Genomic DNA, 25,873 nt, shown 5'->3' on the forward strand with positions numbered 1-25,873 from the left:
TCTATGGCAGTTTACGATAATATCAAGTTCAGTGAACCGAAGAATATTACTCAAATTGTGATAAAATTTTGAAGGTTAGGAAAGGAGGAAAATACATGTCAATTTACCATAAAGTCATTGGAGAAGGATTTCCGATCGTGATATTGCATGGTTGGACACTTGACCATCAAGTAATGTTACATGCATTGGAACCGGTATTTGAAAAACAAAGCGGTTGGAAAAGAATATACATAGACTTACCGGGGATGGGACGTTCCAAGCCACATCCGTCTATTCAGAACTCAGATAATATGTTAGAAGCGGTATTGCGTCTTTTGGACGAGATGATCCCTGATGAACAGTTTATTGTTTGTGGTTATTCGTATGGAGGGTACATAGCTAGAGGTATTGTTCATTCACGTCGGGAAATCGTTCGTGGATTACTGCTTGTGGCCCCAATGACTATACCTGTATTCGATAAAAGAGTCGTGCCAGAGAAGACCGTTCTAAAAAGTGACAGTCACTTAATTTCACATCTGACTTCAGAAGAGGCGGATGAATTTTGCTCCATGGCCGTTGTGCAAGGAAAGATGGAGTGGGAAAGGTTCCGCGATGAAATTTACCTTCCTTCTAAACAAACAAATCATGAATTCATCAACAATATTCTTCAAAATGGATATGGCTATACTTTCGATATTACTTCTGAATTTCAGTATCCTACGCTCATTATCACAGGACGTCAAGACCATGTCGTCGGATATCACGATGCGTGGCGGCTGATCGAAGACTATCCAAGGGCCACTTTTGCTGTGCTTGATATGGCTGGTCACAACCTGCAGATTGAACAACCCGATGTGTTTCATTCATTAGTTCATAACTGGTTAAATAGACTGGAGTCTGAAAATGTGTAGTATTTATCAATAAGAGTTTACTGGAGTGAGACGGAACTAGATTATTCTTTTTACCATCAATTCACCTCTCTTATTTGAGTCACTATGTCATGTGTGATATGCTTTTAAATCAACAAATTGCAATTATTTCCGATTCATGCTATAATAAAAAGTAATTATTTTTGTTCGGCGTAAAGGATAGTATGAAGATTGACTTTTCGTCTTGAGGGTACTTTGGGCAAGGATAGTATAATACATTGTGTGGTAAACGCACGAGGAGGCAACAATCATGGAACAAGGTACAGTAAAATGGTTTAACGCAGAAAAAGGTTTTGGATTTATCGAACGTGAAGAAGGCGACGATGTATTCGTACATTTCTCAGCTATCCAAGGTGACGGATTCAAATCTTTAGACGAAGGTCAAAAAGTAACATTTGACGTAGAGCAAGGTTCTCGTGGAGCTCAAGCTGCTAACGTTCAAAAAACTGCTTAATCTTCCTTTTTCAAAACAGGTTCTCTACAGAGGGCCTGTTTTTTTTGCATGAAAAAACCCTACTCAGCGTACAAGTAGGGAGATGGTGCAAGGTATTCGTAAAAAATTTCATGCTTCAAAGGTTAGTGTATAGTATAACATACTAGATTGACAAAATGCGGAATTTCCATAAATTATTTTATTTTCTTTTTTACTCAAACTTTCTTTAACAAGAATTGAATTAGTTAAAATTTATATTGTATTTCTTCAAAAAATACTCTATATTAAATGTGTAAGCAGTTTCATAATAGGATTGTGACCGTTAAGGGCGATACCTAAATTGATACGTGTACAATAATGTTTGTTATTGTATTGGTTTCAGTTTAGGTTTTTTTATACCTTTTTTCAGCAAATCTTCATGACAATGACATATATGAAAAGGGATTGTGACTGTTCGGCAGGCGAAACCTGAATTGATGTGAGTTAATTGCATTGCGATGCAATTAACCGGCCTCAATTCAGGTTTTTTTATTTCAACATAGAAAGATAACATGTTTATTGTTTTGAAGGGGGGAACTCGTAAAAAAGTTTGGTTTAAACTATTTTTCTGGAGGCGATGAAAGTGGATAAAGTGACGTTAGCAAAAGATATTTTAAAATTGGTGGGTGGCAGTGAGAATGTTCAAGGTGTCACTCATTGTGCGACAAGGCTGCGTTTTAGGGTGAGCCAAAGTGATAAAGTGAAAAAAGGTGAACTGGAGCAACATCCAGACATTTTAAAGGTAGTTGAAAGTAGCGGGCAATTGCAAGTGGTCATTGGAAGTCATGTATCTGATGTCTATCAAGAAATTGAACGTCAAGGGCAATTTAATGATGACCATTCCGTCGGGAAATCAGAGCAAAAACAAACCATTTTATCAAAAGTGTTTGCTTTAATCTCAGGAAGTTTAACGCCATTAATTCCTGCTTTTGCAGGGGCAGGTTTGATGAAAGCACTGTTAATCGTTTTAGAAAATCTTCATATATTAACGCCAGAAAGTGGTACGTACGCCGTTCTTGCGGCAGCTGGTAATGCAGTATTTTATTTCTTACCCATTTTATTAGGAGTCACGATTGCTAGAGTATTAGGTGCAAACCCATATGTAGCAGGTGCTATTGGTGCAGCACTGCTAGAGCCTAACTTCACTGCTCTGCGTGAGGCAGGAAACGTTGTCTCCTTTATAGGAATCCCAGTTCCTTTATTAGATTACGCATCATCAATATTTCCTATATTTATTGCCGTCAGTCTATTTGCATTCATTGAAAGAAATTTAAAGAAAGTCATTCACAAAAATATTCAAATATTTGCTGTTCCGTTTTTATCTATCTTGATCACTGTACCTTTAACAACCATGCTCGTTGGACCATTTGGTGTTTATTTAGGGACATGGTTAGGCGACTTGGTCAATTATTTGATCAATAGCAGTCATATTGTATCGGGTATTATCATTGGAGGGTCTTGGTCTTTCTTAGTTTTGTTTGGACTGCACTGGGCAATGGTGCCTATCATTTTAGAAAATCTTAAAAGTGGATCTGATTTAATTGTGCCATTGGCAGCAGCATCTGTTGCAGCACAAATGGGGATTGCTTTAGGGGTCTTCTTGAAAACAAAAGACAAAGATATGAAAGCCTTAAGTGGTTCGACATTTCTATCAGCCATTTTATCTGGAATTACGGAACCCATTTTATATGGGATTATCCTTCGACATAGAAAAACAATGATCTATATGGTTGTAGCAGGAGCCATTGGAGGAGCGCTGATTGCGATCTTTAACGTAAAATTAGTTGTCTTTAATTTCTTCCTTAACGTATTTACGTTCCCGGCTCAAAGTCCGATGATTCTCTATATCCTAGGTATTGTGATAACGATTGTTATTGCAGCAGTTCTTCCCATCATATTTGGATATGAATTGAAGCATCAACAGAAAAAAGAAGACAACGCTACGAATAAAGAGCTTGAAACAAACGAGTCAATCATGAGCCCTCTCTCTGGACAAGTGAAAGCACTTCAACAAGTGGGTGATGTTGTTTTTTCTTCAGAAGCGATGGGGAAAGGAATTGCGATAGAACCGAGCCAAGGGGAAGTCGTTGCCCCGGTAGATGGCGTCATATCGGTTACAATGGAAAGTGGACATGCAGTTGGCATGATTTCTAAAAAGGGAGCCGAAATATTAATCCATGTAGGAATAGATACGGTGAAACTGGATGGAAAGTATTTCACTTGTTTGGTGAATCAAGGGGATGATGTGAAACAAGGCCAGCCTCTCATCAAATTTGAATTAGATAAAATCATTGAAGCTGGTTTTCAGACGACAACACCAATTGTCATCACAAATTCCGACCAATATGAGCACATAGATGCGGTTGTTCCAGTTGAAGAGCAAATTCAAAAGAACGAAGATTTACTGAATCTAAAGAAAAAATCTTAATATGAACACCAGGTATTCTTTACCTGGTGTTTGTCTCTAAATATCAGGAAAAGGAGTGTGCTTCCGTGAGGTTAATTATCAATGCAGATGACTTTGGTTTAACAGAGTCAGTGAGTAAAGGCATTTTGAAAGGGATGCAAGAAGGGATCATTACAGATACCACGATGTTGACGAATACAAGACATTTTGATCGATCTATAGAATTAGCAAAAGAAGCAGGAATTGAAGCAATGGGAGTCCACTTAAACCTTACATTATTGAAACCTATACTTGAAAGTGGGAAGGTTCAGTCGATTGTAGATGGCAAAGGGAATTTCTATCGAAAGCCATCATTGATTCCAAGTACGTTTCATAAAGGAGAAGTCCGTGCAGAGCTCAGAGCCCAAATCGAAAAGTTCCTTTCTTCGGGATTAACACTGACACATATTGACACACATCATGGTTTTAGTGTTATGCATGCAGAGATGTTTCAGATCATCCTTGAATTGGCCAAAGAATATCGTGTTCCTATGAGAAAAGATGATGTTTTAACGGATGATCCTTTCATTAAATCTCAATTAGCCGAATCGGGTGTGAAAACGACAGATGTATTATGCGCAGATTTCTCAGTTCCCATTATGCAGGAATCTGTCCTCATCAATACGATAGCAAAATATAAACAGACAAACGCAACGATTGAAATACCGTGCCATCCTGGATTTGTTGATGATGAGTTGCGAACAATTTCTTCATTAAATGATGAGCGAGAAGAGGATCTACAGTTATTGTTAAAGCAGGAGTGGTTAGGTTACATGAAAGAACAAGGCATCGAACTGATCTCATTTAGTCAGCTTTAACATTTTAAAATGATAAAAGTATTTTTTTAATAAAGTATGATAGATTAAAATGAGAACGTTAAATTTTCTCTGGATTTTCTTCTTTAGGATTGTAGGAAAGTGGGTGATCTAAATGAAAATCAAAAAAATCTTTAATAACAATGTCATCTTATTAAGTGATGAGATGGATCATGAAATGATTGTGATGGGGAAAGGGATCGGTTTTAATAAGCATAACAGTGAAGAGGTAGACTTTTCGAAAGTGGATAAAAAGTTTGTCATTGACAAAGGTCAAACCAACAAGCTGACTGAACTCATTGAACATATTAACATCGAATATTTAGAACTAACAAAAGACATGATTGAATATGCTGAAAATAAATTAGCCGTAAGTTTCAACCAAAATATTTACCTAACCTTGACGGACCATATTAGTTTTGCCATAACACGATATCAAGAAGGCATCGATATCAGAAACCCGCTTTTATGGGAAATTCAAAAATTTCATAAAGAGGAATATCATGTGGCTTTAGAGGCACTAAAAATCGTTGAAGAGCGGCTTCAAATTGCACTGCCAACTGAAGAAGCTGCGTCCATTGCGCTTCATTTTGTAAATGCTCAACAGAGCGGGAGTGATATGAAGCAAACCATTGAAGTGACCAAGATTGTGAATGATCTAATCAATATTGTGAAATACCACTATGGCATTAAACTAGACGAAAATTCAATAAATTATAGTAGGTTTATGACACATTTAAGATATTTTGCCTATCGAATTCTCTCTAAAGAGGGAATACCGGATGAAAATGATTCTCTTTTTGAACAAATAAAAAATCGTTATCCAAAAGCATATAGCTGTGCACAAAAAATGGTCACATACCTAGAGAAAAATGATAGGATCACTCCTACCGATGAAGAGCTTGTCTATTTAATCATTCATATACATCGAGTAACCAATAGGAGTACAAATCGTTCATAATATGCTCTTTCGCAAAATATAAACCGATCTTTTGAGCTACTATTCATATAGTAGCCTTTTTTATTTTGATTGAAACAACAAAAGACCAGCCAAACAGGCTAGTCTTTGAACATGATTTTTTGATCATAATGTTGAAATATCAATCACAAACCGATAACGCACATCACTATTGAGCACACGTTCATATGCTTCATCGACTTGGTTTGCGTTGATCATTTCAATTTGTGGTGCGATATTGTGAGCAGCTGCGAAATCGAGCATTTCTTGTGTTTCTTGGATGCCGCCAACGAGTGAGCCGGCGATGCTGCGACGTCCAGTAATTAATGAAAACACATGGAAGTTGTCTGGCTTTGGTGGTGCACCGACGTTCACTAATGTTCCGTCAACACGAAGTAAGGACAAATAGGCATCCACGTTGATATTGGCAGAGACGGTATTGAGAATGAGATCATATTGACCGGCTAGTGTCTTAAACGTATCAGGGTCACTTGTAGCAAAATAGTCTTTTGCACCAAATGACAGGGCCTCTTCTTTTTTATTCAAAGAGCGGCTTAATACAGTCACTTCTGCGCCAAGTGCGCGTGCAAATTGAATGGCGACATGACCTAGACCGCCCATTCCGACAATCGCCACTTTTTTGCCAGGCCCAGCCTTCCAGTGTTTTAACGGAGAATACGTTGTGATGCCGGCACAGAGAAGAGGACTGGCGACATCGAGGGAAAGCTGGTCAGGAATATTGACAACAAATCGTTCTGTCACAACAATTTTCTGACTGTAGCCGCCGTAAGTTGGTTCTCCATCATAATCCAGGTTATTATAAGTTTGAACGACTCCTTTCTTGCAATATTGTTCATCTCCATTTTGGCAATATTCACATGTACCGCAAGAATCGACAAAACAACCGACGCCTACACGATCACCAATGTTGAATTTCGTGACAGCATCCCCAACAGCTGAAACAACTCCAGTAATCTCATGACCCGGAACCATTGGGAAAATACCGCCGCCCCATTCATCAAAGGCACTGTGGATATCTGAATGACAGATCCCGCTAAACTGAATATCAATTAAAATATCATGTGGACGAAGGGCTCTTCGTTCAATGGTTGTCCGTTCAAAGTTTGCTTTTGCATGGGAAACACTTAAAACGTTTGATTGGTGCGTCTGACACATTCTTGATCATCCTTTCAAAAGTAAGATTCGGTCCTTCCTCTATACTGTACGTCTTAAAGTGAACTTTAAGTCAACATAGAACCCTCTGATCGCCTCAATTCAGGCTTTAGCATCAACCTTGAATCAAGATTTGAGCCAAAAGTATCTTGTCTTCTCGATTAAAATGGAGATGATGGGAAAAGGGAGATCGTCAAGTAAGAGAAAGAAGAGAAGGGTGAAAATAATGAAAATAGCACAAGCCGCCAAGCAGCTCGATTTATCTACTGCTACGCTCAGGTATTATGAGAATATAGGTTTAATTAGACCGATCAGGCGTGATGAAAATGGTGTTCGTGAATATACAGAAGAAGATATTCAGTGGATAGAATTTATTAAATGTATGAGAAATGCGGGTCTGTCAATTGATGCTCTTAGAGAATATACGGCTTTATTTATCGAGGGAGAGGATCGTACATTGTCCTCAAGGAAGAGTATTTTGGTCAATGAGAGAGAAAGACTCGTAGACAAACAAAAGGAAATCGAAGAAACGATTAAACGGTTAGATTACAAGATCGAAAGTTATGAAGATATTATCCACAGTTATGAACAAAAACTAGTTCATCAATTAAAAACGAGCTCTATTTAAATGAAGAAAAACCTGTGACTTGTCACAGGTTTTGTGATGTGGTTATCTTTTTGTGTAACGCACCCAATTGTAATGAGCGTAAAGTGGGGTAACACCGTTGTAGGAGCCGAGCCATTCATCGACACCTGCACCATTCCATAAGTTCATCATAATCTTTCCCGGTGTTTGAGGGATTTGAGTAGTAGCCGTGTGTTTTAATTGACCGTCCACATACCATTTAATTGAGTTAGGCTGCCAGTCGAACGCATATGTGTGATAAGAGTTTGCTGCATCAAAACCAAGGTTGACGATCTTTTCATGATTTCCGACACCATTGGTATAGTAGTTAAACTGAACCTTTGTCGTATCTTTTCCTAGAAATTCGATGTCGATTTCATCCCAAGGCGTACCATCAGTCGGTCCCGTATAAGTAAAGAACGAAGACACGATCCCAACATTTTTTGCTGGTTTCATGCTGACTTCATAAAGTCCATAGCCATATGTTTGAGTGGAACGATTTTCCCCGCAGTCAAACTTATTATAGGAAGGACTTGTGAGCGATAACCGCATTTCCCCTAACGACGTCATGGAGACATTGTTTGCACGCCACGTACAGTTAAACATGTTTCCATTAGAGTACCCATCAGCTTTTTGCCATAACCCGGTATTGTAATTGTTAAAGGGTTCATAGAATGATCCACCAGTTTGTGCCGAGGCACCAGCTGTAAATGTGGACAAGCTCAAGCATAACCCAGCGACAAGCAGCATCAGCATCCGTTTTACACGATAAGACATATAAGCATTCTCCTCTCCTTTTTGGAAGCGCTTTCTTAATTGATCATACATGATTCTTGTAAAATGGAAAATCGGTCTAATTTCTGATATTAAGCAGTTGAGTTTGATAGAATCTTCTCTTATTTCATGGGAATTGAGGTATCAATAGAAAAGGATCAAAAACGCCAGTAGTGATGATTGGGTTTTTCATCCTTTACATATGTTTTCTCTTTTTCATCTCAAAATATTTATCTCTTGCTGTTTACTATCTTTCTGTAACTGCAATATCTAATAAACAGTCCACAAGCTCTTTTTTTCTAGAATAGAAAGGGAAATGATCGGCATCAAGGGTATAGATGCGCTCAAAAGGTTTAGTGGCATACATTTGTCTTTGCAAGTCAACCGGAATGGAGCGATCATTTGTTGTTTCAATATAGACACTGGGCACTCTTCCAAATCTTTCATTGGTTAATGAAACTTGATCTTCAAAAGGCTGAACAGGCTGTGGACGTATCTTCTTTTTAAACAATTGCAGATCTTCCTCCGAACTTTCGTTGAGCATATCCTCCGCAATGAATTCTTCCATTAATGTGATGGTCTGATTCTTTTCGTCAAACGTTGCTTTAGGACCGCCTGATGCGATATCACTAATAGCTTGTCCGTTTTCAGGAACAAATGCACAGACATATACTAGTTTTTTGATCTTGTCTGGAATGTTCTCAGCTACTTGTGAGATCACCATCCCGCTCATACTGTGTCCAACTAAAATGACGGGTTCGTCTATTTTTTCAATCGTTGTGACGACTTTGTTTACATAGCTCTCTAATGATACGTCCTGTGGAGGCGTGGCGTCTTCGCCACTGCCAGGTAAATCAATTGCTATCACTGTATGACCTTTCTGTTGAAGAGAAGGTTTTATTTGGTCCCAGCACCAGCTTCCTTGGAATGCACCATGAACGAATAGGAATGTATTCAATCCAATCACCTCTATCACTTTTTGTAACCATTATAGTTACAACAAGTGGATCAGTCAAATGATAGTAAAAATCGCAAAAAAAGAATGATTGACAAAGCGGACAGTTGTCCGTAAGATAATACCGGGACAATTGTCCTAAATGAAACCTAAAGAGCCTTGAATCAAAACATACAAATAGATGTGATGTGGATGAAGCTAGAGAAGGTGAGGTAGCATGGAAAAGGATATTGGAAAGGAAATTGAAGAGGTCGCTTTCTCTTTGTTTCAAGAGTTTGGTGTAGAGAATGTCAGCATGCATAAAATCGCAAAAACAGCTGGTGTTGGTCAAGGAACCCTTTACCGCCGCTATGCAAATAAAAGTGATTTGTGTCTCTCTATTCTTGGTGAGAGATTTGAACAGCTGATCCCTGCTTTGCATCTTTACTTAAATAAAATCAGTGATCAGCCGGTTCAAGATCGTTTGCAATATGTTCTCGAGGAGATCCATCTCATCGTTGGTCATCACTTAGACTGGATCCGGATGCTGACGATCTCTGGAAATTTAGAGCAGACAAGTAAAGTATATGATTGTCATTACAGTCAATCACTCAAACAAATCATTCGTGATTTGCTTGAGGAAGCGAAAATAAAAGGAGAAGCGAACATACAAGATATTGAGTTGACGACATTATGTATGTCCTCTCCAATGACGCCTGAACTCATGTTTTATATTCATGAATCCGGCTACTCAATCGAAAAAATTGCACAATTCGCTGCGGAAAAACAAATTTTATCTGTTTTTCAACGACAATGAAGTGGCTCATTTCTGACTAGCCTGACTTCCTAAGATTGCTTAATATTGAAAAAGAAAAGGAGCCAACTTAATATGAACAAACAGCAAACAGCAGCTTCCGACATTCGAACGCTGCCCATTATTATTTCATTTATCACAGCTGGATTTATTGGACTGTTTAGTGAAACGGCACTCAACATGGCGCTGAGAAGTTTAACATTAGACTTTGGTATTGAAGCAACGACTGCTCAGTGGCTTACAACCGGCTATTTATTAACACTAGGGATTCTTGTTCCAATTTCAGGCCTCATTCTTCAATGGTTTACAACAAGACAGCTTTTCATTACCTCACTGGTCTTTTCGATCATCGGTACATTTATTGCGGCCGTTGCACCTGTCTTCAGTATTTTAATGGTGGCACGTGTGGTGCAGGCAGTAGGAACAGCCTTGCTTCTTCCATTGATGTTTAATACGATTTTGGTTATCATTCCGCCTCATAAAAGAGGTAGATCAATGGGGATTATCGGTCTTGTCATTATGTTTGCCCCAGCAGTTGGTCCAACGGTCTCTGGTCTCATTCTTAAATCGTTAACATGGCATTGGATTTTTTGGATTTCGCTTCCGTTATTAGTTGCTGCACTCGTATTTGGGTATATTTTTATGCAAAATATTACGGAACCCACAAGACCGAAAATCGACATTTTATCGATTGTGCTATCAACCATCGGTTTCGGTGGAATTGTGTATGGCTTTAGCAGTGCCGGTGAAGGCGGCGGCTGGAGCAGTATGCATGTGATTGTGGCGATTGTTGTAGGTGTCATTGGCATTCTTGTGTTCTCCCTAAGACAGTTAAACATGAAAGAACCGATGTTGAATTTAAGCCCATTTAAATATCCAATGTTTGTGATCGGGTTACTTCTGATTTTAGTGTGTATGATGGTGATGCTGTCTGCTATGATGATTTTGCCATTATATCTGCAAACGTCCTTGGCACTGTCTACATTTACAGCTGGTTTAATGCTATTGCCAGGTGGAATTATCAATGGACTGTTATCGCCAATCATGGGTGGGCTTTTTGATAAATTTGGGCCGAAGTGGCTTGTCATCCCAGGCCTTGTCATCGTTGCAGCGACCATGTTTGGCTTCACGAACTTAAGTGTGAATACGTCCATCGGTTATATCGTGACGCTTCATATTACGTTAATGATAGGAATTGCGATGATCATGATGCCTGCCCAAACAAATGGATTGAATCAGCTGCCGCCAGAGCTATATCCGCACGGTACAGCGATTATGAATACATTGCAGCAAGTATCAGGAGCGATTGGGACTGCAGTTGGTATCTCGATCCTTTCATCAGGAGCTCGCAGCTTTATGGAAAATGTGGCTGATCCCGCAAATCCAGTCAATCAGCTGCTCGCCTTTACAAATGGCGTCCAGCATGCCTTTATCTTTGCTGTCATTATGACAGTGATTGGCTTGGTGATTGCTTTCTTTATTAAACGAGTGAAAGTAGAACAACAAGTATCATAATATATGAAAAGCACTGAGGACTTAGCGCCGCAGTGCTTTTTTTATTTATTCATAGGGGGAATGTTTGTTTCAAAGGAGCTGAAAATGGGGAGATAGATAAAAAGCAACGACTCTCTGACGACATTGAAGGAAAAGGCGAAATTCGTAACGAATGGATAGAGATAAAAGAATAAGATAGGAGCTGAGATTATGAACTTAGACGAACAAATCAAAATGGCTGAGTCATTACGTCAACCAGCTGAAGACTCATTAGCTGGCCAATCAGAACTAAAGCCAGTCCACCCTCCTGAAGTGAACAAAATGGAATATGATATCTCAACGGGTGCTGGTGAAACAAAGGTGTGGGTATTTAAACCTGTGAAAACATTGAAACAACCCCTTCCTGTTTTCGTGAATTTGCATGGGGGCGGTTTTATCCTTGGAAGTGCTGAAATGGATAATCATTGGTGTCCGGTCATAGCAGATCGTGCGGAGTGTATCGTCGTCAATGTGGAGTATCAGCTGGCACCGGAGCACCCTTTCCCGGCCGCTCTTCATGAATGCTACGATGTGATGAAATGGTTATATGAAGATCCTGAAGAACTACAAATAGACCCAAATCGATTAGCCATTGGCGGACATAGTGCAGGTGGGAATTTGGCAACAGCGGTTTGTTTGCTTGATATCCAAAAAGGGAACAAACTTCCGATTGTCTATCAAGTGCTTGATTATCCGCCGCTTGATTTGGCTACTGATCCAGCACAAAAGCCAGCGTTTGAAGAAGCAATTCCAGTGGAAATGGCGAGACTGTTTAATGCCTTCTACCTGCAAGGTCAAGATCCGCACAATCCGCTCGTTTCTCCAGTCTTTGCAGAGAGAGAAGTGTTAGCACAAATGCCCCCAGCTCTTGTTATCACAGCTGAGAAGGATTCACTAGCTGAAGAAGCTGAGCATTATGCGGACAAGTTAAAAGAAGCAGGGGTAGATGTCACATACAAACAATTTAAAGGAGTCCCTCATGCGTTCACTCATGCCGGAGACTTAGAGATAGCTGAAGAGGCTTGGCATCTGATGAGCGATCAGCTTAAGAAGGCGTTTGAATAAGAAATATTCGGATATCAGTAAAAAGCACAGACTTTTTTTCTGTGCTTTTTTTGTGTTCTTGCTGACGTCTTGAAAAGAAGTGTAGATACAACAATCGCAGTAGTCGATATAATAGTAAGATAGAAGACATCTAAAAAGGAGCTAATAGAATGAAAAAAGAGACACTACAGGCATTTTGTCTTTCTTTACAAGGAGCAACCCACGACTATCAACCTGAGTGGCAGGCAGATCGTTATCATATAGGTGGAAAGATGTTCGCCATGATGGGGGGAGACGTCGATCGCAAGCCAGTTATCACTTTAAAATGTGATCCGCAACGTGCTGAAGAATTAAGAGAAATGCATGAAGGAATTATTCCCGGCTATTACATGAATAAGACGCATTGGAATTCTATTTATCTTGATGCAGATATTCCATCTTCATTTGTCGAAGAGCTAATTGAACATTCCTATCAACTGGTTTTTCACAAATTAACAAAAAAAGCTCAGCAGGCTATCCTCCAACATAATTCAAAAGAAACCGATTAAATGCTGAACGTTCAGTTGTTCATGTCTCTTTGAATCTCTTCAAAATTGACTAGAGTCACATGCTCTCGCTATACTTTAAACAGCTAGAAGATACGAATAGGGGGATATACAATGGGCTATACAGTCATTACAGGGGCAAGTTCAGGTATTGGATATGAAACGGCTTTGGTCTTTGCAGCAAGAGGAAAAAATCTGATCTTAGCTGCACGCCGGCTTGATAAACTCCAAGAACTGAAAGAAAAGATTCTAGAAACATATCCCGATATTCAAGTGAAAGTCCAGTCTGTTGATTTAACAGACAGAGAGCAAGTGTATTCTTTCTATGAGTCATTAGCTGGTGATGAGCTGGATACGTTCATTAATAATGCTGGGTTTGGCCATTTTGGTTCAATAGGAGAGCAGGATGTGAAAAAAATCGGGGACATGCTTCATCTCAATATTGAAGCGTTAACAATTTTATCCACTCTGTATGTCCGTGATTATGAGCAAAAAGAGGGGACGCAGCTAATCAATATCTCTTCAAGAGCGGGTTATACCGTCGTCGGAAATGCTGTCACTTATTCAGCAACGAAATTTTATGTGAGCGCCTTTACAGAAGGGCTGGCCCTAGAATTGAAAGAAAAAGGAGCCAAATTACAGGCAAAAGTATTAGCGCCTGCTGCGACAGAGTCGGAATTTGCAAAGCGTTCATTAGATGTCGATCAATTCGAATATGAAGGCACTATCAAGAAATATCACACATCAAAAGAAATGGCAGCGTGCTTGCTTGAACTTTACGACAGTTCAAAAACAGTTGGTATCGTTGATGGGAAGACATTTGATTTTGAATTGAAGGACCCCATTTTTTCACACGCTGGCACAAGCATGAAATAAAAAGTTCCAATCACTGAGGATAGATTCTCTTAGTGATCAGCAGGTCACCGAGCTGAAAGATGTCTTGGATAATGTGGAGCACTGTCAACACATACTAGAATAGATAAAAACACCTACACATTAGGTGTTTTTTTTATGCATTCTTTGATGAATGAAAGAATCGCAGGTCCAGTAGATGAGACTGCTGACAATTATGATCGGGAGGGATGTTGAGCTCTCAATTCCATCCATAACAAAAAGCATGACAATCATTGCTATCAGTAAGTAAGCCGCTAAATAAAGAGGATGAAAAGCCTTGGGCTGTAAAGAAAACAACAACTGTAAAGGTACCGCAAAGATGAAATAATAAACAAAAAAGATGGGAGTGTAAAACATCATAAACGCAGGCTCGCCCTGAATCGGTGGATATAAACATACGAACAAGCTGAGTAAAATGGAACTGAAGAATAGTGTGAGTAGGATTTTGTAAAATGGTTGAACGGAACGCACTGTATGTACTCCTTTTTTGTAAGATTTCCTATATTTTATCATAAATGGGTCGAGAACAATTTCTGAAGTCAATTTAGGTATTAAGATATAAATAAATTTTGATAATAGTGCCCTTTTTCCTTTATTTGGTTCTGTGACTTTCACCTCATGCTGATGAATGAAGGAATGGTATAAAGTAAACCCTATAGACAGATAATTATTCATCACATTTAAGAAAAGAGATGATCTTATGAACGTAACAAAATGGTTTGGTGCTGCCCTTCTTACTGTTTCACTATTGGTGACCGCAGCTTGTGCGAACGATAGCACTCAAGAGAATAATCAAAGTAATCAAGAAAGCACTACCAGTGAAACAAAAGAAAAAAACACGGCTGTTGAGACAGGGAACAAGTCTTTATCCAATATTAAGGTGCTGGCAACAGGCGGAACGATTGCCGGTAGTTCAGACAGTAATACAGATACGACTGGATATAAATCTGGTGCACTTGGAATCGATAAAGTCATTGCTTCTGTACCACAGCTGAAGGATATTGCAAATGTCACGGGTGAGCAAGTAGCCAACGTCGGCAGTGAAAATGTGGATAACACTCTGCTTTTAAAATTAGCGAAACGAGTCAATCAGCTTTTAAATGATGATCAAGTGGATGGCATTGTGGTGACACATGGTACAGATACGTTAGAAGAAACGGCCTATTTTTTACATTTGGTTGTAAAAAGTGATAAGCCAGTGGTGGTCGTGGGTTCCATGAGGCCAGCATCTGCCATTAGTGCGGATGGCCCGCTTAACCTGTATCATGCAGTGAAAATTGCTTCGACAAAAGAAGCCAAAGGCAAAGGTGTAATGGTGACATTAAATGACCGAATTGCCTCTGCTCGTTTTATTACGAAGACAAATACCACCACAACCGATTCGTTCAAGTCTCTTGAGCAAGGGTACATTGGAGAAGTGGCGGGTGAAGTTGTCTCTTTTTATAACGAACCGACAAGAAAACATACAGCTGACAGTGAATTCGATATTTCCAAGCTAAAAGAGCTGCCGCAAGTGGATATCTTATACGGCTATCAAAATGATCAAAAGTATGTGTATGATGCTGCGGTTAAAGAAGGAGCGAAGGGTATTGTCGTTGCCGCCGCAGGAAATGGAACGATGTCAACAGAAGCGATCAATGGGGCAACAGATGCTGTGAAAAAAGACGTGGTGATTGTGAGGTCAAGCCGTGCAGGAAATGGCATTGTCACACATGAAAAAATGGATGATGAACATCATTTTGTCTCATCGGATTCATTAAATCCACAAAAAGCACGCATTCTACTCATGCTGGCTCTGACGAAAACAAAAGATCCAGATAAAATTCAATCCTATTACGAGCAGTATTAAAAAGAAAAAGACCCGACGTATCATTGGGTCTTTTTTATATGTGTACCTGATCTTCAGCCCGTTTTTTTAAAGAGAGTAAAATGTCTCTCCAAACATCATCTATATCAGTCAGAAAATGTCCTGCTTGCTCGATATAGTGCGTTTTGGCGTTTGGAATGTTGGGAGCAATGCTTTCTATCTCTGCAAAAGGGGCCATCTGATCCTCTTTTCCATGCCAGACATCCACAGGGATTTGTATAACTTTCATATCGAATGCCCATGACCGTGAGAGTAAATCTGGTTCATGAATACATTCATCAACCGATTGACGAGTAGCTTCGTATAAATGCCGCATCATCAGCTCCAGTTGCTCATCGGTTTGAAGAAATTGCCGATCCGATGGATGTAAATGTTTGTTCCCTTTTTTCGTTAGTTTCTTGAATTTCTCTGGTTTCTTTTCAATGAGTTTTTTCTGAGCGCGATAGCTTGCCTTTAAGAGCCAAGGCATTCTTTTACTGAGGAAAAAGGCAATCTTGTTCTCCTTTAGCATACTTTTAGGCGGTTTACCATCCTGAAATGGGGTGGTACTTGAGACGAGAGCAGCTGAAAGAATGCGGTCTGGCAATTGATAGGCACAACCAGCAGCGAATGCCCCGCCTCCAGAGACACCAATCACTGAAAAATGGGAGATGTCAAGATGATCGGCCACTTCCTGTACGTCTTTTGCCCAGTCTAAAATAGTGCGGTTCGGTTGCGGATCAGATAAACCAAAACCAGGTCTGTCTAAAGAAATGAGACGAATGCCAAGCTCTTTTGAGATTGGATCATCATCTAAAAACATCACTCTCGATCCAGGTGTCCCATGAAAAAAGAATACTGGGAATCCTTCAAGATCACCGTATTGAGACAAACCAATATGACGTCCATCTTGCAAATGAATCCTGTCCATTTGATCATCCCTTTCATCGTTTATCTAACTTACATATTCATGCATGAAACGCCGGGTTAAGGCGTTTCTTTCGCAATTTGATAGATTTTTTCGTAAAGCGATAATAATGTTTTTAGATCTTCTTTTGAAAGCTGGGCATAGTATTTTTGAATAAGATGCAGCTGAATTTTTTCAATATCTTTATGATAGTCATGGCCCTTTTGAGCAAAATCAACAATGATTTCTCTACGGTTATGTGGATTAATCTCTCTTTTCACATATCCAAGCTGTTCAAGCTTTGATATGAGCTGGCTAGCGGCACTAGATGAAATGGAGAAATAATCAGCCAGTTCATTGATTGTTCTCGTCTTCGACCGCAGCAATTCAAGGGTCAGTTCTTGTTTGCTTGTTAAATCTGCATACTCATTTTTTAAGAATCGTTGATACTCTTCTACATAGATAGAACCTAGTGCATTTGAGTACTCAATGATTTTTTTGCTGTAATGAATGATATCCTCATCCAATGACATCACCTCTTTTCTCCTATATTATATGCGATCTTAATATTTAAGTGAAGTTAAATGTTAAGAAAAATTAAATAAAAGGAGGATAGACTACTGAGAAAATGACCTCTACCTCCACTTTTTTCATCAACAATGGACAAAGAATACTTCCTGTTTGGTGATGGCAAAAATGATCGTTTTGTTTGTTTTCACTTAGATTCACTCCTTAAGAAGTCGATGACTTTTTCATTGTATTATGGGCAATCTCCATTTATAATAAAAAAATAAACCAACTGGTCGGTTTTATTTGTCCGTGTGAAGAAAAGCAAGGTAGAAGGGATTGTTCATAGATGACAAGTGCACAGAGCGGGGCTGGAAAAAGTGAAAAGACGAAGCAGAAAATTGTCACCGCTTCACGTGATTTATTTGCGAAAAAAGGATATTCCGAAACATCCGTGCGAGATATTCTAGAGGCGGCTGAGATAAGTAAAGGCAACCTTTATCATCATTTTAAAGGAAAAGAGTTTTTGTTCCTTCATATTATGGAAGAGGATCATCGATTCATGATGGAGACGTGGCATGAAGAGAAACAAACGCTGCACCGGGCCATTGATAAGCTTGCAGGGTTTGCAGAGCTGCTTAGTCAAATGGGGATTAACTATCCTTTAATGAGAGCAAGTGAAGAATTTTGTGCCAGTGCATTTACATCAGATGAAGTCATGGAGCGGCTGAACAAGATTGATGTAGACTTTGATGATGTGATGAGAGACATCCTGCTTGAAGGAAACGAAGATGGCAGCTGGTCGATTCAGCATGTTGAATCAAAAGTGAAAATATTACTTTCTGTATTCTATGGATTAGACGTGTTATATAAAAATGACACGATGCAGCAGAAAAAGGAATTACAAAAAGAGGCGATCTCATTGTTTATTCACGGAATCAACCATCATGAGTAACAAGTGAGTCAGTAAAGGGGAAACAAACATCATGCAAAAACCGATTCGTGAGCAAAAAGCCGTACTTGTTATTTTATTAAGTAATATATTTATTGCGTTTTTAGGTATCGGTCTGATTATACCTGTCATGCCGCTCTTTATGAATGTCATGCATTTAACGGGCAGTACGATGGGATATCTTGTGGCGGCGTTTGCCGTTGCACAGCTTATCGCATCACCTATTGCGGGAAGATGGGTAGACCGATACGGAAGAAAGATCATGATTGTGTCAGGCCTTTTTCTATTTGCGTTATCAGAACTCGTTTTTGGCTTAGGAACACACGTATATGTTCTGTACTTTGCAAGGGTTCTTGGCGGTATTAGTGCAGCATTTATCATGCCGGCTGTCACTGCCTATGTCGCCGATATCACGACTGTTCAAGAAAGATCAAAGGCAATGGGGTATGTATCCGCTGCTATTAGTACCGGATTTATCATCGGCCCAGGAATTGGCGGATTTATTGCAGAATATGGCGTTCGCCTGCCGTTTTTCTTTGCAGCAGGGATTGCATTTATTGCTGTGATTTCATCTATGTTTATGCTGAAGGAACCATTAACAAAAGAAGAGCGAGAGAAACAAATGGATCAAGTGAAGGATTCGACCTTCTTTAAAGACTTGAAAAAATCGATTCATCCAAGCTATCTCATCGCCTTCATCATTGTCTTTGTGCTGGCGTTTGGACTATCTGCATATGAAACGGTCTTTAGCTTGTTTACAAATCACAAGTTTGGATTTGGTCCGAAGGATATTGCGATTATCATTACCGTCAGTTCAATTGTAGCCGTCATCATCCAAGTCCTCGTGTTTGGTAAAATGGTGAATGCGCTTGGGGAGAAACGAGTTATTCAACTATGCTTGATTGTTGGAGCAGTTCTCGCTTTTGTTTCTACAGTCGTGTCAGGCTTTATGGTTGTGCTGATCGTGACGTGTGTGATTTTCCTTGCGTTCGATTTATTGCGCCCTGCACTCACGACCTTCTTATCAAAAATCGCTGGCAATCAGCAAGGATTTGTCGCAGGGATGAACTCTACCTACACAAGCCTTGGTACGATTTTTGGTCCGGCACTTGGCGGCATTTTATTCGATCAAAATATTCATTTCCCATTCCTGTTTGCAGGTGTTGTCTTATTTCTTGGATTGGGCTTAACCCTTATTTGGAAGGGGAAGGCGACGGTTGAATCTGATTAGATAAAGGGCTCTAACTAGGGCTCTTTTTTTTGTTCCTTTTGGATAGATGATTGAAAAATAATCACAAGGTCCCTGTTGATAAGGTGTTATACATGTTAATCTAATACATGTTTTACCAAAATGCAGGAGGAGGATGTTCAATGCAAATTAAAGAGATTTTTTATATTCGGTGTATCTCGTGTTTGAGTGTTGTGCTCATTCATGCAATAGCCATTTTATCTAGCCCCCATTCATCATCTATTCTTGTAGCATTACTCATGTTCAGTACCCCGAGTTTTATTTTCATTTCTGAGTTTTTATTGGCTCATGCTTATCCGAATGGTACCCCTAAAGGATTTATGTGGAAGAGGGTGAAAGCCATCTTTTTCCCATTTGCTTTTATTGGGATTGTCGATGGTTTTTTGCATTCGGCATCGTTAAATGGAGGGGCAGCTGAATTTTTTAAAAGAGCTTCAGCAAATGTCTTATTGGGAAATTATATTGGTTATTTTGTTCTGATTATTTTTCAATTTTACTTTTTGCACATGTTTTTTCACAAAATGGCTAAGCGTACCTCAGCCAAATGGGTATTGCCGATCTCTTTTATCATCACAGTTGGTTATTTAAGTGTCATGAACCTCGTCAAAATCCCACAACCTCAATTACCTAATCCTATGTTCGGCTTAGAATGGATTCCATTTCCAGGGTGGTTGTTCTATTTTTGTTTAGCCTATTATTGTGGAGCGAATTATCAGCAGTTTATCACAAGACTTCATCGTTTTAAGTATGCCGTGTATGGACTTGTTTTGATTTCAGCAGCGACCCTTCTAAGCAATTCATATGTAGGTTTTTTCGAGTCTTCTTCTAAGAGACCAGACGTTGTTCTTTATACAGTCAGTATTGTCTTCTTATGTTTTCTCTTGTTTTCTAAAGTGAAAAGCGTTCCACCTTTCGTAGCTGTCATTAGTCAATATTCATTCACCATCTATTTGCTTCACGGGTATTTTCTAGGTATCTCTGTGTTACTATGGGGACAATTAAAAGATTATCCATTCTTTGTAGGGACAATCATCATATCAGCACTTGCAATTGCAGGACCTATCCTATTGTCACGGATAGCAAATCATTATAAATATGGCTATATGTTTGTCGGTAAAATCAACAGAACGAGGCGAAAAACAGTCGCTTCATAAACGTTTTAAAGGGGATCTTAAGAAGATGCCCTTTTTTTGTTGCCTAAAAGTACAATGCTTCTTGCCCGAAAGTACAATTTCAATCGACCATCTCATTGCTTAGAATAAAGAGATCAAGTTCACGAAGTTGAAGAAAAAGGAGTAAGTGAATGGCAAAATTTTTATATCATTTAGGAAAAAGTGCATTTTCTAAGCCGAAACGGATGATTATCGGTTGGTTACTTGTTTTAGTAGCTGTTGTGGCGGCAACAATAGGGACAGGTATTTCATTTAATGGCGATATGTCGATTCCGGGAACAAAGTCAGAAAAGGCAATGGATCTCTTGGAGAAAAAGTTCCCAGCAGGTGATGATGGCGGGACGATTCGTCTGATCTTTAAAGCACCTAAGGGTGAAACATTAGAAACAAAAAAAGTAAGAAACAAATTGAACGAAACGATCAAAGAAGTCAAAAAGGATAAAGCAGTCAAGCAAGTGACGGATTTATATCAGACATTTGCTATTAGTAAGGATAAGAAAATAGGGTATGCGGATATTACATACCGGGTAAAGGCGGATGAGGTAAAAACATCCTCAAAAGAGAAAGTATTAGATAGTATTAAGATTTCAAGAAAAGCTGGCATCCAAACAGAATTAGGCGGCTCCGTCACATTCTCAGAAATTGAGGTAGGCGGGATTTCGGAAGTCATAGGTATTGTCATGGCCTTCTTTATTTTAGCTTTTACCTTCGCTTCACTATTGATTGCAGGACTACCGATCTTGACGGCTGTCATTGGGTTAATAATCGGCGTGATGGTCATATTAATTACCTCAAATTTTGTTGAGATGTCTGCATTTAGTCTTACATTAGCTGTGATGATTGGACTTGCAGTAGGAATTGATTATGCATTATTTATTATTTCTCGTTATCGACAGTTATTAGCAGAGGGTTACGAATTGAAAGAAGCAGCTGCTAGAGCTGTTGCTACAGCAGGCAGCGCTGTATTGTTTGCAGGTGTTACCGTCGTAATTGCACTATGCGGACTTGTATTAGTCGGTATACCATTTTTAGGCGTTATGGGTCTTGTAGCTGCATTCATGGTACTATCAGTTATGCTTGTGTCTCTCACAATTGTTCCTGCCATACTAGGGATTCTTGGTGATAAAGTAAGCCCTTCAAGAAAGAATAAATGGTTCTCTAAATTACAATTTCAACAAAAAGAAGAAGCTACAGCTTGGGGAAGGTTTATCAAGAAGTATCCAGGTAAGATCATCCTAGGTGTCATTGTATTGACTGGTCTACTCAGTTGGCCAGCACTTCATATGGAGTTGGGTCTTCCTGATAACGGCATGAAGGGGAAGGAAACAACTGAACGTAAGGGCTATGACCTGTTAGCAGAAGGATTTGGTAAAGGGTTTAATGGGCCACTGGTTGTTATCATTGATGCCTCCCATGCAAATAACGCAATGAAATCTATTGAGAAAACAACAAAAGTATTAGAGAAGATGGATGGCATCAAACAAATGGCACCGCCTGTTCCTAATCCATCGGGTAAGTACGCCATGCTGACCATCTTACCGAAAAGCGGTCCGGAAGATAAGGCGACAAAGCAATTAGTCAAAGATATACGAAACGAATCCAGTCAGACTGCTGCAAAGTATGATACGAAATTACTTGTTACTGGTTCTACGGCAGTTAATATAGATATTTCAGATAGACTCAGTGAAGCGTTACCGAAATTTGCAGGAGTCATTATTGGATTTGCTTTGATTTTGATGATTCTTGTGTTTAGGTCATTCCTTGTTCCATTAAAAGCGGTTTTAGGATTCCTTATGACATTGACCGCTACACTAGGTTTTTCAGTCTTTGTTTTACAGGATGGACACCTTGCGCCATTGTTTGGAATACCAGCAAATGGCCCATTGTTAAACTTTATGCCTGTACTAGTGACAGGAATATTATTTGGTCTTGCAATGGATTATGAGGTCTTTTTAGTCAGTCGAATGAGAGAAGATTTCCTTCTATCAGGTGATGCGAAAAAGTCCGTTGTATCAGGTTTGAAGCATAGTGGAAGAGTAGTGACTGCCGCAGGCTTAATCATGATCCTCGTCTTTGCTAGTTTTATCTTTGCAGATGACTTGATTATCAAAACAATGGGGTTAACGTTGGCATTCGGCGTTCTGTTTGATGCATTTGTCATAAGAATGACTTTTATCCCAGCATGTATGATGCTAATCGGACGAGCTGCTTGGTACTTACCCAAATGGTTTGAAAGCTGGCTTCCACGTATAGACATTGAAGGTGAGTCTATTTCTCAGAAGGATGAGAAAGAAGAGAAGGTGATTTAGTCACTGATAGTCTTACATGGTATGATTGATGATACCGCCATTACCTCGATAAAGGGTGGGCGGTATTTTTTGAATGAATATGAGGCTCGGATGGTGATATTTATGGCGAAACGACGGGTAGACCCTTTTAATGAAATGATCTATTCGCGAATTCCAACCTTATTATGGGTCATTCTTGTTTATATTGCAGCAATGATATTTCAGTTTATAACCACCCCATTAGCACTTTCTGGCCTGTTTTTTTCTGCACTTATTGCTATACATCTGATTCTGCATTGGTGGTCATTTTACTGGTTTCAGCAGAATCCATGGGTATATTTTCTGATTCAAGGAATAGTGATTCTACTTTGTGTTTCAGTCATGCAGGCGGCTTCCCCTGTGATCTTAATTGGTCTGTTACCGGTACTAATAGCGCAAAGTATTGGGGTATATTATCATACATTGAAGGTGATTTTGACAGGTCTTAGTTTTTATGTTCTTTTTTTTCTTGCCCTTATTTTGGTCAATGATACAGATGATTTGACCGTATACATTCCAATTTTGTTTTTGATTCTGATTGTAGTCATCGCATACTCCATTTTATTTTTTAGACAAGTCAAAGCTAGAATTCGTACACAAACATTTTTAAAGGAACTTGAATTGGCACATCAACAAGTGGAAGAGCTGACACTTGCAAATGAGCGTCAAAGAATGGCGAGAGATTTACATGATACCCTTGCACAAGGGCTGGCAGGTATTATTATGCAATTAGAAGCGGTCCATGCCCATTTAGAGAATCAGAATGTTGAGCGCGCTCAAAGCATTATTAAAGGTTCAATGAGCCATGCGCGGACGACGTTAGGTGAGGCGAGATTGGTCATTGACGACCTTCGAACATACAGCCAGGATCAATATGACTTAGCTGATTCTGTGAAAGATGAAGTGAATCGGTTTATGACGGCGACGAATATTCCAGTTCATACAAAAGTGGCTGTCTCTTATCAAGTGTCCCCTTTCCTCATCGAACATACTGTATACATTGTCAGTGAATGTTTGACGAATATTGCCAAGCATGCCAAAGCAAGTAAGGTCGAATTGATGATGAAGCAAAAAGATGATCACATCTCCTTGCAAATCACAGACAATGGAGTGGGTTTTGATGAGAAAAAACAAGAATCCACTTCCGGGCATTACGGTCTAATTGGTATGTCAGAACGTGCCCGACTGCTTGATGCACAGCTACACTTGAAAAGTGAAAAAAATGAAGGTACACAAGTGACGGTAACCATACCTTTGAAAAAGGAGTAAAAACAATGTCTTATCAAATTGTGATTGTCGATGATCATTTTGTTGTTAGAGAAGGATTAAAATTAATTCTTGAGACAGATCAACGATTTGATGTTGTTGGTGAAGCAGAGGATGGAGCAAAGGGTTTAGATATCTTGAAAGAGAAGGCTCCAGACCTTGTATTACTTGACCTCAACATGCCTAACATGAGTGGGCTTGAGATGTTAAAAGAGATGCAGTCTCTTCAATTAAAAGTACCGGTCCTGATTCTCACTACCTATAACGAAGAGAAATTAATGATTGAAGGGCTGCAACTTGGAGCAAAGGGCTATCTTTTAAAGGATGCCAGCAGAGAAAATTTATTTTATACAATTGAAGCAGCTATCAGAGGGGATATTCTTCTTCAAGCAAACGTCGCTGCTAAAGTATTTGAATCAACAGAGCATCAAGTGACTCCGACCCATTTGAAAAAAGAAATAAACATGCTGACTGAAAAAGAGATGCTTGTCTTGCAAGCAGTGGCTAGAGGATATCGAAGTAAGGAAATTGCATTTGATATGGGGATTTCCGAGAGAACTGTCAAAGCTCATTTAACAAATATTTATCAAAAGCTGGAGGTCACTTCAAGAGCGGAGGCAATTAAAGCAGCAGTGGAATTAGGGGTGATTCATTTTTAGAGAGAATGAGTTAGCAGCAGAATAATAGACAAGAGACCTTTCAAATAAGGTCTCTTTTTTTTAAGGCTGCGGCTTCAGGTGATTCAGTGCCTGCGCCAGTTTTTGATTTTGTTGCTTTTTGTAAAATAGAAAGGCGATGATATGGCCTACTAATGTGAGAAAGGCTATACCGATAAAATAAGGCATGATCCATTCGAGCAGTGTAGTCGAATATAAAGCGACCGCTCCTACTTGAAACCCTAAATTGACGACAGTGGAGATGAGAATGTTGATGGGTGCTGGGAAGGTAAAGTAGTTCCATAGTAAAGGATACATGACCCCAAAGACGATGCCTGCCAAAGTCCCGATGGCAATGATGTGCCACACGTAATGAAAAGAGATAGAGGATGACCATTGAGTGATGGACAGGATGAGTGTCAGCCATACGATAGAGACAAAAGCTGTTTGCATAAATTGATGTTTTAGTTCCTTGATCATTTGAATCGCTCCTTTATATATTTGGCGTAATGACGACTGACGGTGTAGCTGTTTTTCGAGATGGTTTTGACCTCTAAGCGAGCGTACGTACCAGCGACAAAGCTGTCGACTTGCGCTAAATTGAGAATGACTGCATTGTTGATACGATAGAAATGTTCACGCTCTAACGACTTCAGATCCTTCAGCCGTTTACTGAGAAAATACGTCGTACCCTGAGTCGTGATCACCTTTGACATATGTCCAAGCGCAGAGATCGCTTCAATTTGTTCTAATGGTAAAAGAGACTGCCGATCATTTTTTGGATCTTTGACCGTTAGAGATGTACTAGTCTCCAGCATTGATGCCATCTTTTGTAAACGTTCTTGATTATGTGGATGGCTGATGACGTCTACTTCCGTCAAATCCTTTTCTTGATTCCAGAAAAAACGAAATTTCATTCATAAACCTCCTCTCACAATGAGCATAGCAATAGATGAAAGCGAATGCGATGGAATGTTGCTTTGATGCAGAAGAATTCTTTTTGTTGCAAAGATTCACCGCGTGTCTGCGGCTTTCCTTTATAATGAAAAGATACTC

At 39.4% G+C, this 25,873-nt stretch carries 25 protein-coding genes; 18 read left to right on the forward strand and 7 right to left on the reverse strand.

Features of this window, described 5'->3' with window-relative positions; genetic code table 11:
• Positions 1-95 precede the first annotated feature (95 nt).
• The 5 genes from ACRRMM_RS17610 (at position 96) to licT (ending at position 5,602) form a co-directional block, all read left to right on the forward strand.
• A complete protein-coding gene (locus ACRRMM_RS17610) occupies positions 96-890 on the forward strand; it encodes an alpha/beta fold hydrolase (protein ID WP_182489427.1) in 795 nt (264 codons plus the stop codon).
• A 268-nt stretch (positions 891-1,158) separates the two neighbouring features.
• The gene (locus ACRRMM_RS17615) at positions 1,159-1,362 is read left to right on the forward strand and encodes a cold-shock protein (RefSeq protein WP_003214229.1); all 204 of its coding nucleotides are present in this window, start codon (positions 1,159-1,161) and stop codon (positions 1,360-1,362) included.
• Between the two features lie 601 nt (positions 1,363-1,963).
• Positions 1,964-3,808, forward strand: a complete 1,845-nt coding sequence (locus ACRRMM_RS17620; RefSeq protein WP_035390358.1) for a beta-glucoside-specific PTS transporter subunit IIABC — start codon at positions 1,964-1,966, stop codon at positions 3,806-3,808.
• Positions 3,809-3,873: 65 nt separating this feature from the next.
• Positions 3,874-4,644, forward strand: coding sequence for a carbohydrate deacetylase (locus ACRRMM_RS17625; protein ID WP_017366671.1), 771 nt, complete (start codon positions 3,874-3,876; stop codon positions 4,642-4,644).
• A 112-nt stretch (positions 4,645-4,756) separates the two neighbouring features.
• On the forward strand, positions 4,757-5,602 hold the full coding sequence (licT, locus tag ACRRMM_RS17630) for a BglG family transcription antiterminator LicT (protein ID WP_017358459.1): 846 nt from the start codon (positions 4,757-4,759) through the stop codon (positions 5,600-5,602).
• Between the two features lie 123 nt (positions 5,603-5,725).
• Here the strand turns inward: licT and ACRRMM_RS17635 are convergent, their stop codons facing one another.
• On the reverse strand, positions 5,726-6,775 hold the full coding sequence (locus tag ACRRMM_RS17635) for an NAD(P)-dependent alcohol dehydrogenase (protein ID WP_081114926.1): 1,050 nt from the start codon (positions 6,773-6,775) through the stop codon (positions 5,726-5,728).
• Between the two features lie 223 nt (positions 6,776-6,998).
• Between ACRRMM_RS17635 and ACRRMM_RS17640 the strand changes: the two genes are divergently transcribed.
• Positions 6,999-7,400, forward strand: a complete 402-nt coding sequence (locus ACRRMM_RS17640; RefSeq protein WP_017358457.1) for a MerR family transcriptional regulator — start codon at positions 6,999-7,001, stop codon at positions 7,398-7,400.
• Positions 7,401-7,442: 42 nt separating this feature from the next.
• Here the strand turns inward: ACRRMM_RS17640 and bglS are convergent, their stop codons facing one another.
• Entirely contained in the window at positions 7,443-8,174 is a 732-nt protein-coding gene (gene bglS, locus ACRRMM_RS17645) for a beta-glucanase (protein WP_017358456.1), read from the reverse strand.
• 244 nt (positions 8,175-8,418) lie between these two features.
• A complete protein-coding gene (locus ACRRMM_RS17650; protein WP_017358455.1) occupies positions 8,419-9,129 on the reverse strand; it encodes an alpha/beta fold hydrolase in 711 nt (236 codons plus the stop codon).
• A 214-nt stretch (positions 9,130-9,343) separates the two neighbouring features.
• Between ACRRMM_RS17650 and ACRRMM_RS17655 the strand changes: the two genes are divergently transcribed.
• From ACRRMM_RS17655 to ACRRMM_RS17680, 6 genes are all read left to right on the forward strand, one after another.
• Entirely contained in the window at positions 9,344-9,922 is a 579-nt protein-coding gene (locus ACRRMM_RS17655; protein WP_017358454.1) for a TetR/AcrR family transcriptional regulator, read from the forward strand.
• 72 nt (positions 9,923-9,994) lie between these two features.
• The gene (locus tag ACRRMM_RS17660; protein ID WP_008346741.1) at positions 9,995-11,434 is read left to right on the forward strand and encodes a DHA2 family efflux MFS transporter permease subunit; all 1,440 of its coding nucleotides are present in this window, start codon (positions 9,995-9,997) and stop codon (positions 11,432-11,434) included.
• A 189-nt stretch (positions 11,435-11,623) separates the two neighbouring features.
• A complete protein-coding gene (locus ACRRMM_RS17665) occupies positions 11,624-12,517 on the forward strand; it encodes an alpha/beta hydrolase (RefSeq protein WP_432450923.1) in 894 nt (297 codons plus the stop codon).
• 149 nt (positions 12,518-12,666) lie between these two features.
• Positions 12,667-13,044, forward strand: coding sequence for an MmcQ/YjbR family DNA-binding protein (locus ACRRMM_RS17670; RefSeq protein WP_048001239.1), 378 nt, complete (start codon positions 12,667-12,669; stop codon positions 13,042-13,044).
• A gap of 111 nt (positions 13,045-13,155) precedes the next feature.
• Positions 13,156-13,917 (forward strand): SDR family NAD(P)-dependent oxidoreductase, encoded by a 762-nt coding sequence (locus ACRRMM_RS17675; RefSeq protein WP_048001238.1) that lies wholly within the window; start codon positions 13,156-13,158, stop codon positions 13,915-13,917.
• 718 nt (positions 13,918-14,635) lie between these two features.
• Positions 14,636-15,784 carry a type II asparaginase gene (locus ACRRMM_RS17680; protein ID WP_428828791.1) on the forward strand — a complete coding sequence of 383 codons (1,149 nt, stop codon included), beginning with the start codon at positions 14,636-14,638 and terminating at the stop codon, positions 15,782-15,784.
• 34 nt (positions 15,785-15,818) lie between these two features.
• Here ACRRMM_RS17680 and ACRRMM_RS17685 read toward each other — a convergent pair whose 3' ends face one another.
• Positions 15,819-16,712 (reverse strand): alpha/beta fold hydrolase, encoded by an 894-nt coding sequence (locus ACRRMM_RS17685; protein WP_428828792.1) that lies wholly within the window; start codon positions 16,710-16,712, stop codon positions 15,819-15,821.
• Positions 16,713-16,768: 56 nt separating this feature from the next.
• Positions 16,769-17,221: a MarR family winged helix-turn-helix transcriptional regulator gene (locus tag ACRRMM_RS17690; protein ID WP_007496431.1), complete on the reverse strand. Its 453-nt coding sequence runs from the start codon at positions 17,219-17,221 to the stop codon at positions 16,769-16,771.
• Between the two features lie 323 nt (positions 17,222-17,544).
• On the opposite strand from ACRRMM_RS17690, the gene ACRRMM_RS17695 reads away from it, so the two are divergent.
• The 6 genes from ACRRMM_RS17695 (at position 17,545) to ACRRMM_RS17720 (ending at position 24,820) form a co-directional block, all read left to right on the forward strand.
• On the forward strand, positions 17,545-18,150 hold the full coding sequence (locus tag ACRRMM_RS17695; protein ID WP_017358446.1) for a TetR/AcrR family transcriptional regulator: 606 nt from the start codon (positions 17,545-17,547) through the stop codon (positions 18,148-18,150).
• Between the two features lie 31 nt (positions 18,151-18,181).
• The gene (locus ACRRMM_RS17700) at positions 18,182-19,378 is read left to right on the forward strand and encodes an MFS transporter (RefSeq protein WP_428828793.1); all 1,197 of its coding nucleotides are present in this window, start codon (positions 18,182-18,184) and stop codon (positions 19,376-19,378) included.
• Positions 19,379-19,518: 140 nt separating this feature from the next.
• Positions 19,519-20,550 carry an acyltransferase family protein gene (locus ACRRMM_RS17705; protein ID WP_341041444.1) on the forward strand — a complete coding sequence of 344 codons (1,032 nt, stop codon included), beginning with the start codon at positions 19,519-19,521 and terminating at the stop codon, positions 20,548-20,550.
• Between the two features lie 149 nt (positions 20,551-20,699).
• On the forward strand, positions 20,700-22,877 hold the full coding sequence (locus ACRRMM_RS17710) for an MMPL family transporter (protein WP_428828794.1): 2,178 nt from the start codon (positions 20,700-20,702) through the stop codon (positions 22,875-22,877).
• A gap of 102 nt (positions 22,878-22,979) precedes the next feature.
• A complete protein-coding gene (locus ACRRMM_RS17715) occupies positions 22,980-24,164 on the forward strand; it encodes a sensor histidine kinase (protein WP_048002426.1) in 1,185 nt (394 codons plus the stop codon).
• Positions 24,165-24,169: 5 nt separating this feature from the next.
• Positions 24,170-24,820 carry a response regulator gene (locus ACRRMM_RS17720; RefSeq protein ID WP_017358441.1) on the forward strand — a complete coding sequence of 217 codons (651 nt, stop codon included), beginning with the start codon at positions 24,170-24,172 and terminating at the stop codon, positions 24,818-24,820.
• A gap of 60 nt (positions 24,821-24,880) precedes the next feature.
• Here ACRRMM_RS17720 and ACRRMM_RS17725 read toward each other — a convergent pair whose 3' ends face one another.
• Together ACRRMM_RS17725 and ACRRMM_RS17730 are read right to left on the reverse strand one after the other, a co-directional pair.
• Positions 24,881-25,297 carry a hypothetical protein gene (locus tag ACRRMM_RS17725; protein ID WP_007496425.1) on the reverse strand — a complete coding sequence of 139 codons (417 nt, stop codon included), beginning with the start codon at positions 25,295-25,297 and terminating at the stop codon, positions 24,881-24,883.
• Entirely contained in the window at positions 25,294-25,734 is a 441-nt protein-coding gene (locus ACRRMM_RS17730; RefSeq protein ID WP_428828795.1) for a LytTR family DNA-binding domain-containing protein, read from the reverse strand. The genes ACRRMM_RS17725 and ACRRMM_RS17730 overlap by 4 nt, the downstream gene beginning before the upstream one ends.
• Positions 25,735-25,873: the final 139 nt, after the last annotated feature.

This window comes from Bacillus sp. XT-4, assembly GCF_050864245.1.
In the GTDB taxonomy this organism is placed as follows: Bacteria; Bacillota; Bacilli; order Bacillales; family Bacillaceae; genus Bacillus; species Bacillus altitudinis.